16 protein-coding genes are annotated in these 12,456 nt (G+C 37.2%); 4 read left to right on the forward strand and 12 right to left on the reverse strand.

Annotation, left to right across the window (positions count from 1 at the left end):
- The 11 genes from AC220I_RS03980 to AC220I_RS04030 all read right to left on the reverse strand — a co-directional run.
- On the reverse strand, positions 1-277 hold a 277-nt coding region (locus AC220I_RS03980), incomplete at its 3' end, for a hypothetical protein (protein WP_486722528.1).
- The gene (locus AC220I_RS03985) at positions 274-642 is read right to left on the reverse strand and encodes a sodium:proton antiporter (RefSeq protein WP_486722529.1); all 369 of its coding nucleotides are present in this window, start codon (positions 640-642) and stop codon (positions 274-276) included. The genes AC220I_RS03980 and AC220I_RS03985, both read right to left, overlap by 4 nt.
- Before the next feature lie 4 nt (positions 643-646).
- On the reverse strand, positions 647-1,033 hold the full coding sequence (locus AC220I_RS03990; protein ID WP_486722530.1) for an MnhB domain-containing protein: 387 nt from the start codon (positions 1,031-1,033) through the stop codon (positions 647-649).
- Positions 1,026-1,292: a hydrogen gas-evolving membrane-bound hydrogenase subunit E gene (gene mbhE / locus AC220I_RS03995; RefSeq protein WP_486722531.1), complete on the reverse strand. Its 267-nt coding sequence runs from the start codon at positions 1,290-1,292 to the stop codon at positions 1,026-1,028. The genes AC220I_RS03990 and mbhE overlap by 8 nt, the downstream gene beginning before the upstream one ends.
- Positions 1,289-1,831, reverse strand: a complete 543-nt coding sequence (locus tag AC220I_RS04000; protein WP_486722532.1) for a Na(+)/H(+) antiporter subunit B — start codon at positions 1,829-1,831, stop codon at positions 1,289-1,291. Before AC220I_RS04000 ends, mbhE begins: the two co-directional genes overlap by 4 nt.
- A gap of 4 nt (positions 1,832-1,835) precedes the next feature.
- Complete coding sequence (locus AC220I_RS04005; protein ID WP_486722533.1) at positions 1,836-2,129, reverse strand: cation:proton antiporter; 294 nt, start codon at positions 2,127-2,129, stop codon at positions 1,836-1,838.
- Between the two features lies 1 nt (position 2,130).
- Entirely contained in the window at positions 2,131-2,382 is a 252-nt protein-coding gene (locus tag AC220I_RS04010) for an MrpF/PhaF family protein (RefSeq protein WP_486722534.1), read from the reverse strand.
- A 12-nt stretch (positions 2,383-2,394) separates the two neighbouring features.
- Entirely contained in the window at positions 2,395-2,883 is a 489-nt protein-coding gene (locus tag AC220I_RS04015; RefSeq protein WP_486722535.1) for a Na+/H+ antiporter subunit E, read from the reverse strand.
- Positions 2,884-3,018: 135 nt separating this feature from the next.
- Positions 3,019-4,047 carry a M42 family metallopeptidase gene (locus AC220I_RS04020; RefSeq protein ID WP_486722560.1) on the reverse strand — a complete coding sequence of 343 codons (1,029 nt, stop codon included), beginning with the start codon at positions 4,045-4,047 and terminating at the stop codon, positions 3,019-3,021.
- A 61-nt stretch (positions 4,048-4,108) separates the two neighbouring features.
- On the reverse strand, positions 4,109-4,744 hold the full coding sequence (locus AC220I_RS04025; RefSeq protein WP_486722536.1) for a TlpA family protein disulfide reductase: 636 nt from the start codon (positions 4,742-4,744) through the stop codon (positions 4,109-4,111).
- Between the two features lie 14 nt (positions 4,745-4,758).
- Positions 4,759-5,454, reverse strand: a complete 696-nt coding sequence (locus AC220I_RS04030) for a cytochrome c biogenesis CcdA family protein (RefSeq protein WP_486722537.1) — start codon at positions 5,452-5,454, stop codon at positions 4,759-4,761.
- Between the two features lie 201 nt (positions 5,455-5,655).
- Between AC220I_RS04030 and AC220I_RS04035 the strand changes: the two genes are divergently transcribed.
- The 4 genes from AC220I_RS04035 (at position 5,656) to AC220I_RS04050 (ending at position 10,890) form a co-directional block, all read left to right on the forward strand.
- Positions 5,656-5,823, forward strand: a complete 168-nt coding sequence (locus AC220I_RS04035) for a hypothetical protein (protein ID WP_486722538.1) — start codon at positions 5,656-5,658, stop codon at positions 5,821-5,823.
- Between the two features lie 243 nt (positions 5,824-6,066).
- Positions 6,067-7,506 carry a complex I subunit 5 family protein gene (locus tag AC220I_RS04040; protein WP_486722539.1) on the forward strand — a complete coding sequence of 480 codons (1,440 nt, stop codon included), beginning with the start codon at positions 6,067-6,069 and terminating at the stop codon, positions 7,504-7,506.
- Positions 7,507-7,518: 12 nt separating this feature from the next.
- Positions 7,519-8,955 (forward strand): complex I subunit 5 family protein, encoded by a 1,437-nt coding sequence (locus AC220I_RS04045; RefSeq protein WP_486722540.1) that lies wholly within the window; start codon positions 7,519-7,521, stop codon positions 8,953-8,955.
- A gap of 15 nt (positions 8,956-8,970) precedes the next feature.
- Positions 8,971-10,890: a complex I subunit 5 family protein gene (locus AC220I_RS04050; protein WP_486722541.1), complete on the forward strand. Its 1,920-nt coding sequence runs from the start codon at positions 8,971-8,973 to the stop codon at positions 10,888-10,890.
- A 4-nt stretch (positions 10,891-10,894) separates the two neighbouring features.
- Here the strand turns inward: AC220I_RS04050 and AC220I_RS04055 are convergent, their stop codons facing one another.
- Positions 10,895-12,289 carry a DNA integrity scanning protein DisA nucleotide-binding domain protein gene (locus AC220I_RS04055; protein ID WP_486722542.1) on the reverse strand — a complete coding sequence of 465 codons (1,395 nt, stop codon included), beginning with the start codon at positions 12,287-12,289 and terminating at the stop codon, positions 10,895-10,897.
- Between the last annotated feature and the right edge of the window lie 167 nt (positions 12,290-12,456).

Here is a 12,456-nt window from a genome sequence, read left to right on the forward strand (position 1 = left end):
AAGACTTGTGGAAGTTGAACAACAACATCACAGCAAATAAGAAGTTGTTAAGCATAATCAGTGTGGCTGAGAGTGAATCCATTTGAAGTTTCATTCCCATGGGAAAGGGAATGCCAGATAAGGCTTGAACTTGAATGACATCACTGGTCAAGAGAAATTTAACAGATGCCAAAAGTATGAGCGCTTCAAGGATAAGGGTCACCTTCATGAGCCATTTATTATGCAGGATATAAAACACGAGCCCTAGTATAATAGGACCTAAAACAAGTAGGATCATCTCAAACCTCCTCGTTTGTTTTTAACCTTATTCCAGTTGGTGGAACCGAATTTGTGATAGAGGGATATAAACATGGTCAAGCTGACAGCGGTAACCGATATGCCAACGACAATTGCTGTAATCATCAAGGCTTGAGGAATGGGATCGGCAACTGGAGCTTCAAAAGTGGTTCCAATGGGAGGAATTCTCCCATCACCATTGTTTATGGTTAAGAAAAATAAAATGATAGCAGCCTGAGTAATGCTTAGTGCTATTATCGTCTTTACGATATTTCTTCTGGAAGCAAGTGCATAAATGCCAATCATAAAGAGAGCAAGGCTGACATTTTCACCGTTGATTAAGTTGAGTAGTTTATCTAGCTGCATAAAATCACCTTATTTCGTAAAATACAAATCTTATAAATATAATTGACATCCCACATGCCACCTTGATGCTTATTAATAGATTCATTAGAACTAAGTAATATTCATTGAATTGAGGCATTTGGAGGTGGATAAAGGTCAGCAAGAATCCCAATGGAAACAAAAAAATCAATGTTAATATAAGTTTTTCGAGGCTTCTAATCCTTTTAAGTGATGTCTCAATGCTTGGATCTATCAGGTACTTCAAAATAAGCACAGAAGCAATGATAGCGCCACCTTGAAAACCTCCGCCAGGTGTAATATGACCATTTAAAACAATATATAGGCCAAATATGATGACAAAAGGATATGTGATGGGCAGGGTTTTAGAAATTAAGATTGAATGATCATTCATCGAGCTCATCCCCCTCATGTATGGATAAATAGACGACACCTATAATGCTGAATAGGAGCATTAATGCTTCAAAAAGGGTGTCATAGTATCTGTAATTCAAATATATGGAGGTTACAACGTTTGTTGAACCTGTTTCCGAAAATGCATATTCTAGATAATGATTCGCTGCACTATATTGCGTATTATCAGCTGGTGAAGTCAGATGGAACATCATGAAAAGACCTAAAGTGCATAGGATTGCAATCGATTTTCGTCTCATTCAATCACCTCTTCCACTTTAATAAAGGTTACAGGCGCTTTAAATGGCTTTTCATCATTAAAAAAGGTAATTAATGAGTCCATTTTATAGTTTTCTGGATGCCCCCAAATTTTTATTTGGTCGGGCTCATTTAATATAATTAGAGCGTATTGATGGTGTTGCATGATCGCATCAATAGATTCCACTGTATAAATCATCTGAGGCTCAAGCTCTTGTTTGGCACAGTATTTTTCTAGGAGTCTTTTAAACTGCATGTGTTCTGAGGTTAAATGTGATTGGTCATCAAATTCTTCTTCAGATAGGCAGTAGTAAACTGTGAAAATCTTATATTTCTGAAGCGCCACCAAGTAGAGTATGGTTGAAATCGTACTACCAATCACGGCTTCAGCGATGGCGACATCAGGTGCGTTATAGAGAAGGTAGACAAATGAAATTGTCAGTGAAAATGCACCTAAATAGACCACGGCATTTCGCATCTTTTGAGTTTGGACTGTCATCACTGCAAGGATGACCAAGGCAATTAGTGCAAGCTTAAGCATAGATCTACTCCTTTTTTATTTTAAAACCACTATTGTAAGCGGATCGAGTGATTGCATGTGTAATCAGTGGGTTGACGATGAGCGCAAGCAAGATGATGAAGCCAACTTTTAAAGAAAAAAATGAAAACCCATGTCTAATGATGACACCGAAGAGTAAGAGTATAAAACCAGCTGTGTCAATATTTGAAGCGATTAAGATTCTTGAGTAGAAGTTCTTGAAGCGATAAAGTCCAAGTATGCCAAAACCTATAAAAATAAGTGCTAACCCCATGACAGATAGGGCAATATATTCTCTCATATTAATACCGCCCCTTCCGTTGAACATAGATTGACAGGAAAATGATACCAACAAACCCCAAAAGGGCATACACTATGGCAAGGTCCAAATACATCGAATAGTTTTTGAAACTTGCATAGAGCACTATTAAGGCCAGTAGTTTGGACGCAACCATATTGAGCCCAAGTAAGCGATCCCAAAGGGATGGCCCCAAGACAATTCTCAGAAGACTAAATGATAGAAAAATGATTAATAGAATTATTATGATTAACATAGGAAACCTCTTCTAAATATTTAAATAGCGTTCAAGCTTGCCTTTGATTAAATTGCCGGCAATTACAGGATTCTTACTTTTGGCATCAAGCCAAAGTACTTTAAGGTGGTTGTCCTCTAAATCAATGGTAATTGTCCCTGGCGTTAGTGTAATTGAGTTCGCAAGGATACATTTTTTAGTGTAGGTCTCTAGGTCTGTGTGAATTTCCACGATATCTGGATTGTTTTGCAATGTGATGATTTGATAAATTGTAATCAAGGCATTAGCATAGATTTCATAAAGTAAATTGATAAAATATATCAAAAGAGAGAACATATTAAAATCGAGAACATTGTAGAATGTATCCTTCAAGAGATACCGTTCTGTGAAATAAATGGTTACGATACTAATGGCTGCCCCAGAGGTTAAGATGAAAAAGGTGAGGTTTTCATAGAGTGCAACCCAGAACAGGGTGGTTATAAAATATAATTGTGAGTAAAAAAATAATTTACTTTTTTTCATCTGCAAATCCTTTCTGAATCACGGTAATGGTTATGTTGTTATTATTTTACCCTGCCATGGTGTCACTAAATCAGGTTATGGTAAATACTTGTAATAAAAAACCCTCCTAAAGGACACAAGGAGGGTGAAAATGATTTACTCGGTTAAATACAAAGTAACAAGCCTCATGGTATTTTCCATGGCTTGATAATGCGTTCGCTCCATACCATGTGAGGCATGTACGCCTGGCCCCACTAATGCGCCTTTTATGTTGTGCCCTGCACGAAGAGCAGCACCAACATCTGAACCGTAATAGGGGTAAATATCAACAGCATAGTTGAGTTTGTTTTTCTGAGCATGTTGAATTAACTCAGACGTCATATGGTAGTCATATGGACCGCCTGAATCCTTTGCACATATGGAAACATCAAATTCTGTGCAGGTGAGATCATCTCCGATACATCCCATGTCCACAGCCAATAACTCTGAAATATCCTCTGGGATGAATGAAGAACCATGACCGACCTCTTCATAATTTGAAATTAAAATTTTTGTCTTGTACTTTGGCTTTATGCTGTTTTGAGAGAGATACTCCATAACGCCAAAGAGAATTGCTACTGAACCCTTGTCATCAATGAAACGAGACTTTAGAAAATCATTAATGATCGTTGTTTTGGGATCAATACAAATGAAATCACCGACACCGATACCGAGTGCTAGAACATCTGCTCTATTCTTTACAACTTCATCTAGTCTGATTTCCATGGTATCAGGTGTTCTCGCCAATGTGGATGCTTCTCTATGAACGTGTGCAGCAGGAGAAGTGCTTAAAAAAGTACCATGAAAGATCTTACCGTCACGCGTGTAGATTTTACAGTACTCACTGTCAAGTGTCGGTACGATAGGGCCCCCCACTAATGTAAACTTTAAAGTGCCTTCATTGGTAATGCTTCTGACCATGGCGCCGAGAGTATCAACATGTGCGGCAAGGCCAACGGTTTTCATGTGATCATGACCTTCAATCGTAATGATACCGCCACCCTTGTGAGTCAGCTCAAAATCATAGCCAAGCGCTTCTGCCCAACTTCCAACCAAGTTCATAACATTGTGAGTAAAGCCACTTGGACTGTCCGTATTCAATAATGCTTGTGCCTTTTCAAAAACATAGTTTTTATTAAATGTCATCGTCATAACGCACCCCTTTTTATGTCTTAATACGCTTATAACAAGTTTAACATTTTATGTCTTATTGTGCTAGATATTCATCGATTGATTTTAAAATAGAGTCTAATGTAGTTTGCTCTAGCATGCCAGGGTAAGCATAAAGGTATTCAAAGTCAGGACCTAGAAAAACTGACGTTGGAAATCCAGTCACATTGAACTGGCTCGCTAACGTTTGATCTTCATCAAGATAGACATTAAGAGAGAGCCCCTGCGATTCCAAGTATTTATTTACGGTTTCAGCATCTTCGCCGACATCTATGGCCAAAACATAGTATTTGTCGTTCTTGCTTAAAGCCTCAATTAGTGGCATTTCTTTTTCACAATAAGTACACCAAGTTGCCCAAAAGTTAATGACGATTATTTTATCTTTAAAATCATATAATTGAGCTGTTGAACCGTCTAAAGCTTTAAGTGTGAAATCAGGCCAAATATAAGGTTCGTATACTTCCGAGTCACCATCGTTTTGAGCTGGTTCTTGTGTTTTTGATTCTGATTCTGATGGATTTGCTTCAGGTTCAGTAGGGCTTGCTTCAGCTTCTGAGGTGAGAGTGTTATTAATATTTTCTTCAGAGATGGCTTCTTTGATATCTGATTTGGCACATGCCGTCAAAAGAGACAGGGATAAAATAATAATGAGAATGATGTTTTTCTTTAACATAGAGATACCTCTTTCTATAAAAAATAATTGACAATGACGCCAAGTTTTCCAGTAAACATCAATATGCCTAGAATAATCATAATGATGCCTGAAATCATGTTAATGGTTCTTGAATGTGCACTGAGTTTTTGCGTATATTTTTCCACCGTATTGATGAAAAGTGCCGTTAAAATAAAGGGGATAGCCATCCCCATGGAGTAGGTGAATAGTAGCTTAACGCCATCGGCTACATTGCGACTCATAGCAGCTGTCGATGCTAATATTGCGCCTAAAATTGGCCCAAAACAAGGTGTCCATCCAAATGCAAATGCCATACCCATGCCCACAGCAGTGATAAAATTCATCTTATGATGTGATTTTGATTTTCGATAGTCCTTACTCATGAAGGATAGTTTGATGAACCCCATTAAATGGACGCCAAAGAATACAATGAGCAGACCACTTATTCTTGAAAGTATGACTTTGTGGGTGGCAAATAGCTTGCCAATGGCACTTGCTGAGATACCAAGCAACATGAATATAATTGTGAAGCCCAAGATGAAGCCTAGGGTTTGAACCAACATTCGTTTACGCTTCTTGGAAATTTCATCTTCATTGTATGCCCCAGCCATATACATGACATATGCTGGAATAAGTGGTAGTAGACAAGGTGAGAAGAATGACAGGGCACCAGCAGAAAATGCAGCCCAATAAGTAACCTTTAAATACATGATTTGACCTCGATTCTAATTGAGAATATTATCAATTATTATAAACTAAATGATAAGTGTTTTCAATTATGTTATTGTTTTCACAGTTTTTAAATAAATATTGGAAAAAAACTCTATAATACTGGAAATTAGCCTTAGAATAAAGTAAAATATGTGTAAGTATGACATAATACTATTACTTTTTTAAATGGGGTGCGAGATATGGGTGATTATCGAATTACAAGAAGGGGTAAATGGGTTATAGGGATAACTGCCGTTCTTGGATTGATAGCTCTTATAAAGGGTTCAATATTTTTAGCACTATTTGGATTGGCAATCAGTACTTTCTTACTGAGTGTTAGCATATATGAAATCTTTATCAATCGATAACAGCACCCGTTTTTTTCGGGTGCTTTTTTTTATACACAAGAAATGTTATCTAAGTAACAAAATTTGAGCCAAAAGCTGTGAAGAGGAATGTTCAACCTCAAACAGCGTCAGCGAAAATTGTTTTGATGCATTGAAGATGCTTCAAATGTTACTCAAGTAACAAAATTTGAGCCAAAAGCTGTGAAGAGGAGTGTTAGGTCTCAAACAGCCGTTGACATAGAGGATTTTAAACAGGAGGTGCACATGATTCGATATGGCCCTATGATGTGTGTGATATTACTGGTCATAAGTGCTTTAATCATATTAGGCGGCAAACAAAAAATTAAGGTCCACATATTTAGTGGCTCTGTGTTTTTTCTTTGCGCCTTTTTAATTTCTATGACATATATTGAGTTCTATAACCTCAATCTTGAGCAGTTTTACGTGTGGGATGTCTTGCAAATCAACTCATTAGGGTTAATTCTTTCATTCACTTTTTTCTCAGTAAACATGTTGATTATATGGTTTTCAAATTATGCCATCAATAAATACATAGAGCCTTCAACTTACAGGGCTTATTTTAGTGCTATCCTAATGATGAATGCCTTTATAACAATGATTTTATTTTTGGATGATTTGCTATGGATTTACATTTTCTATTTTCTTGTGATCTTAATGTCCTATAATCTGATTCGCATTAAAAACAAAGTGGCTGTTCAATATGAAAAGATAAAGTTCATAGTACTCAACCTCTTCGGCCTCTTATTGCTTGCCATAGGATTTACCATGCTATACAGGTTGTCTGAGACGACGAGCATACACCTGATTAAGCATTATATTGATGGCAATCATATTAATTATTTAACCTTGAGTGTTACACTTTGCATGATTGGTCTTGGTGTAAACGGCGCTCTTTTTCCATTTTACTCTTGGCTGCCGGACTTGTTCAGTTCAACACCTGCACCCTTAAGTGCACAGCTTTCATCCATCACCATTAAGGTGGCGCCTATCATTATTATGAAAATCGCATATGACGGACTGGGTTTAATGTGGTTTTCAAGGATTAAAATGGACAGTGTTCTAATTGTCCTTGGCATACTCAGTATGCTATCTGGCTCACTGTTTGCCATTTATCAAAAAGACATCAAGAAAATGATTGCCTATTCAACCATTGCTCAACTGGGTTACATCTACTTGGGCATCGGGCTAGCGAATTACTGGGGGATCAGAATTGCCATCTATCATTTAATAGCACATACCCTTACTAAGTCTGCGATTTATCTCAGTGTCAGCTCAATATACGAACAAACTGGAACCACAAGGATTTCAGAACTTAAAGGAATTGGCAAGGAGATGCCTGTAACGCTCTTTTGCTTCAGTATGGGGGCCCTATCCATGGTTGGGATTCCCTTGCTACCTGGCTTTATCACAAAATGGTATTTGTCTTTATCGGCGATTTCAAATCAAATGCTCTTGCCAGTTTTGGTGATCCTAATCAGTTCTATATTGAACGCGACCTATTATTTACCAATTATCATCAATGGCTATTATGGCAAACACAATGTATCTGATAAAGTGTTTTTAGCCAAAGCAAAACCGCTAAAGGAAGTTGTCCCCCTAATCATATTAGTGGTCATTATGATTTTGTTTGGCGTTTTTTCGAATTTGTATTTTAATTTAAATCCGGTCCATTATTTCTACTAAAGGAGGGCAATGATGAGCTTGATAATTCTATCCATATTGTTTTTGCCCATATTATCGGGGCTGATAAACATTACGCTTTTTAAACAGCAAAAACATCTTTCCAAAGGACTCATGCTCTTTATAATTGCCTGCATCATCGAGCTTGAAATTTACTTGATTAAGGGTCATATTGGCGCAGAAATTTTTGGTATTCAAATACTTGGTCCAATAAGGCTTCATTTCAAAGCAGATGGACTGGCGTTGATTTTCATGATACTTGCCAGTGTTTTATGGTTTTTTACTGCCTGTTACAGTTTTGATTACATGAAGGGTGAAAATCGAGAATGTGTCTTTAATGGCTATTTCATGTTTGTTTTAACACCCGTTTTAGGGATTGCCATGTCGGCCAATCTAATGACACTCTATATCTTTTATGAACTTCTAACCCTGTCCACATTTCCCCTTATTATCTTTAGAGGGAGTGATGAAGCCCTGCAACTTGGCAAGAAATATCTGATTTACTCCTTCATGGGGTCAAGTCTTATCATTGCTGGGATGAGCCTTTTCTATTTCCAGACAGGACAGCTGTCCTTCTTACCAAATCTAAGTGCTGAAGGACCTTATATGACCTATAGTTATATTTTGTTATTCTTGGGCTTTGGCGTTAAAGCGGCTTTGGTGCCCTTCCATAACTGGTTGCCCTCAGCTATGATTGCACCAACGCCTGTAAGTTCATTATTACATGCTGTTGCGGTGGTGAAATCAGGTGTGTTTTCACTCATGCGTGTGACCTACTTTCTCTTCGGTTATCAATTCCTTAATGACCATCATGAAATACAAATCAGTCTTTTGATACTGATAACGATTTCAATACTGGTTGGGGCTTTTTTAGCCTTTCATCAATCCAACATTAAAAAGCGGTTGGCATATTCCACCATTAGCCAGTTAGGCTATATCATGCTTGGCATTGTATTATCAAATGAACTGGCACTCACTGGGGCAATTTTACACCTAATCAACCACGCCCTCATTAAAATTAGCTTGTTCTTTGCTGTTGGGATGATGTATAAACGTGCACATATCACAGAGTTTCATGAAGTAGACGGCATGGGTAAAAAAATGCCATTGTTATTTGGCATTTTCATGTGGTCGACGATTTCGATTATGGGCTTACCACCATCCAATGGTTTTGTAAGTAAGTGGTTTCTCGCGATGGGGGCTATTAATCAGGGCAGAATTTTATTTGTGTTCGTCCTGTTATTCAGTGCATTCATGACGGCAATTTATCTTTTACCTGTTGGGATTAACGCTTTTTTTAAAAAGGAGACAGTATCACATGAAATTGAACCCCTGAGTTTACTGGTGACAATTCCACTGATTCTTCTGACAATTGCAAACGTTTATTTGGGCCTTTTGCCTAATGGGATTATAAATTTTATTGATGAGCAAATCATTCACTTTGTCTTTTAAAGGGGGCGAAAAGCAATGGCAACCAATTTAATTTTACTGGTTATGGTGCCAATGGTGTCAAGTTTTATCAGCTTTATCATCGGTATTTATAATGAAAAATACAGAAACGCTTTTTTGCTTGGGATGCTCGTATATGTAGCTTATTTGACCATGCAATTTTATCGTACAATCCAATATGGGGGATCAGTGGATGTCTTCATCGGAAACGTCATGGGGACAGGCATTGTCTTTAAACTCAATATGTATCGATATGTCTTTGTGGTAATCACGGTATTTGCCTTTTTCATGAGTACCATATACTCCTTTAATTATTTGATCCGCTATGAGCATAGAAATCGGTATTATCTGTTTTTTATATTAACCTTTGCAAGTACCATAGGCCTGTTTATTTCGGAGAATATTATTAACATGTTTACGTTTTTTGAGATCCTATCGATCTCGATCTACTTGTTGATTATTCATGATGAAGATGAATATTCCCATGAAGCAGGCGAAATCTATTTGAACATGGCAATCTTTGGCGGTTTGGTTCAGCTGCTTGGCATTTTCATGCTCTATGCATATACAGGAACGCTTTTGATATCGGATATTGGGGAGGCCTTTACGCATTTAGGCATAGAACGCATCATCATTTCATTACTCATCTTTGTTGGCTTTGCTGTTAAAGCCAGTTTGTTTCCGCTACATGTTTGGTTGCCAAAGGCACATCCTGCAGCACCTTCTCCAGCCTCTGCCATTCTTTCCGGCGTCATGCTCAAGTGTGGTATTTTTGGCATTATCATGATCGCAAGAGATTTTTTAAACTTCGAAAGTTGGTTTTTGGACCTCCTAATGGTCATAGGGTTTATAAATATGATTACCACAGGGGTCCTTGCAATGTATCAAAGAAACCTAAAAAGGATTATGGCTTTTAGCTCCATGAGTCAGATTGGTTTTATACTTGTTGGCATTGCAGTGGTGGGAATTTCTAAAAATTATGGTAGTTATGGTGTTTTGCTCTATATTATTAATCATAGCATTTATAAGGTCTTGCTCTTTCTATGTGCTGGCGTAATCTATATGGTGGTTAAGGATCTGAGTCTGAATAAGCTGGTTGGGTTTGGAAAGAATCGCTATATTCTCTATGGCGTTTTCTTATTTGGATGTTTGGGCTTGATTGCCTTTCCGGGGACAAACGGCTTCCTCAGTAAAAGTCTGATTTACCATGCCCTTGAAGAATATGTGCACGTGAAGGGCAGACTTTATAATGTATTGATTGTAGCCTTTGAATTCGGCAGCATGTTGACTGTGGCATATACCCTTAAGATGTTTATGGCAATATTTGTATTTAAACCCAGAGGGGAGACTGGTAAGACGCCAGACAAACACATCAGTAAAATGCTTTACCTTCCGCTGGCCCTCCTTGCAATAGGTATCGCCTATGAGGGAACGCATCCGGATTTAATCATAACGTATTTAGGACCTGCGTCCAGAACGCTGGGTGGCGATGTGGACTTCACAACTCATTTTTATACACTTGAAAACATAGTACATTCCTTGACCATAACGGGGTTTGGTGCTCTGATTTATATTTTCTTTATTAATGGCACTATGAGAATTAAAATAGGGGATGACAAAATATATGTCAACCCCACAGTGAATTGGATTAGCTTTGAACGTATTTTATATCGACCGATCATGAAAATGGTCATTCATGGCATTCCAAGGCTGATCTTATTATTAGATGCCCACATTACCCTGGGAATTGCGATCTTTTTTAATGGGCTTCATCGCATGACCAAGATTAAGTTTAAGACGACAACAGACCGTGAATACAGTCTTGCTGAAGCACTGGCAAGTATGGAATCTTGGATCAATACAGTGAGTGGTAGTATTATCATTGTGCTCATTGCAACCATGGTGATTTATATGATGATTACCATTAGGCTAGGCTAATAAATTATAATGAGAATTTAGAAATAATGTCTACATCGCCGTCTTCTGAGATCACAATTGAAATACAATCTGAATAGTTTGGATTGTTGGCGATGGTTTCAACATATCTTATGGCTGAATTATATCTGGCGCCCCTTGAGGGGTCGCCTTTTTCAGTTGCAACGCCATCTAAAATTACGCCGATACCATGACAGAAGCCGTCTGTGTCGACGAGGATAGCACCATCAATACTGGTAATGGACTTTACTGTAGAGGCGTTTAAAAAGGTGGCATTAATAATGAAGCCTTGATTTCTTAGTCTAAAAGCTTCACTTCTGGCATTTCTGGAAATCACCATTATAGTCCCTTTTACTTGCTTTAAGGCTTCTAAAATCAATTTGTAGAGATTGAGAATTTTTTTCGTCTCTACATTTGGGAAAACCTTCTTAAATTCTGCACTGAAGTTGAAATAGCTGATTTTAGGCTTTGGAATGTAGACCTCTTCGTTGGTTACTTGCATAAGCTTATTGTTGTTATGGTTGAGTTGCCAAGAGTAATAGGTATTGAATTCAATGATGAAATAATGTCTTGAATGATCTAGGTGATAGGAGTCCTCTGTAAACTGAATGACACTATAAATATATTCACCATCTGAGAGCAGATAAATATCCTTTTTCGAGAGTTCTAATAATTTGCGGATGTGGCGATAACTTGACAGAGGAATTCGAGCTTCAAAGGTTAGAAGAAGCTTAATATGTGAAGTATCTGTTATCTCACCGATGAACTCTGGCTTTAAAATTAGAATTTTACCATTGCTAAAGGCTTTTTCATAACTCAATGAGGAAATTTTACTGAGCTTATCAAAAGGATTACTGATGCTTTCGTTTCCGATGATATCCATCAAAAGTGATTTTCCTGCATCCTTGAGCAGGTCGTTGATGCTTTTTTTTGTGAGCTCACGTTCTCCAATGAAGTTTACTGTACATTGATTGATATATTTTATGGTCTCTGTGATGATGGCATCTATAATAGATTTCTTTTTTATATCTACAGGTTCTGTAATTTTGTAGTATGAATCCAAAATTTTTCGATCGAACTTAAAAGCATATGTAAATATAATATTTTTGAAAGTAAAAAAATCAGCATAAAAAAGCATACTATTATCTGAGAATGCATTAGAAATGTGGAGTTCCATTAAATCACGTAAAAATTTTTTGCGTTCATATAAAAGTTCAATTGAATCGATGGAGGTGGGAATACCGATGACATCATTGGAAAATCTCATATTGATGAGTTCGTTTGCAACATCAAAAGTAACCAGAAAGAAGTCCGGCACGAGTTCATCATCTATTTTCTTAAAGAGGGTTTGTAGAAATTGATCTAATAGGGAAGACAAATCATGAACGTTTTTTATCAGCATATTGACCACCTTTTAAAGTTCTTATGCTTTATATATACCTTAAAAAGTGGATTTCAAAAAAGAATAAGCTGAAAACATAAAAATTTTTATAAAAGGCATAAAAAAAATGCTAAAGAAAACTTTAGCATTCAAGGAATGACTTTTCAACCGGTTATTTAACTGTAACA

This window comes from Fusibacter sp. (assembly GCF_057447755.1).

Bases quoted from the DNA above. Each gene is read 5' to 3' on its own strand.
- AC220I_RS04035 (WP_486722538.1), top strand. From the start codon at position 5,656: ATGGGTGATTATCGAATTACAAGAAGGGGTAAATGGGTTATAGGGATA.
- AC220I_RS04055 (WP_486722542.1), bottom strand. From the start codon at position 12,289: ATGCTGATAAAAAACGTTCATGATTTGTCTTCCCTATTAGATCAATTT.
- AC220I_RS03985 (WP_486722529.1), bottom strand. From the start codon at position 642: ATGCAGCTAGATAAACTACTCAACTTAATCAACGGTGAAAATGTCAGC.
- AC220I_RS04000 (WP_486722532.1), bottom strand. From the start codon at position 1,831: ATGCTTAAGCTTGCACTAATTGCCTTGGTCATCCTTGCAGTGATGACA.
- AC220I_RS04050 (WP_486722541.1), top strand. From the start codon at position 8,971: ATGGCAACCAATTTAATTTTACTGGTTATGGTGCCAATGGTGTCAAGT.
- AC220I_RS04015 (WP_486722535.1), bottom strand. From the start codon at position 2,883: ATGAAAAAAAGTAAATTATTTTTTTACTCACAATTATATTTTATAACC.
- AC220I_RS03990 (WP_486722530.1), bottom strand. From the start codon at position 1,033: ATGAATGATCATTCAATCTTAATTTCTAAAACCCTGCCCATCACATAT.
- AC220I_RS04030 (WP_486722537.1), bottom strand. From the start codon at position 5,454: ATGTATTTAAAGGTTACTTATTGGGCTGCATTTTCTGCTGGTGCCCTG.
- AC220I_RS04045 (WP_486722540.1), top strand. From the start codon at position 7,519: ATGAGCTTGATAATTCTATCCATATTGTTTTTGCCCATATTATCGGGG.
- mbhE (WP_486722531.1), bottom strand. From the start codon at position 1,292: ATGAGACGAAAATCGATTGCAATCCTATGCACTTTAGGTCTTTTCATG.
- AC220I_RS04040 (WP_486722539.1), top strand. From the start codon at position 6,067: ATGATTCGATATGGCCCTATGATGTGTGTGATATTACTGGTCATAAGT.
- AC220I_RS04020 (WP_486722560.1), bottom strand. From the start codon at position 4,047: ATGACATTTAATAAAAACTATGTTTTTGAAAAGGCACAAGCATTATTG.
- AC220I_RS04025 (WP_486722536.1), bottom strand. From the start codon at position 4,744: ATGTTAAAGAAAAACATCATTCTCATTATTATTTTATCCCTGTCTCTT.
- AC220I_RS04010 (WP_486722534.1), bottom strand. From the start codon at position 2,382: ATGTTAATCATAATAATTCTATTAATCATTTTTCTATCATTTAGTCTT.
- AC220I_RS04005 (WP_486722533.1), bottom strand. From the start codon at position 2,129: ATGAGAGAATATATTGCCCTATCTGTCATGGGGTTAGCACTTATTTTT.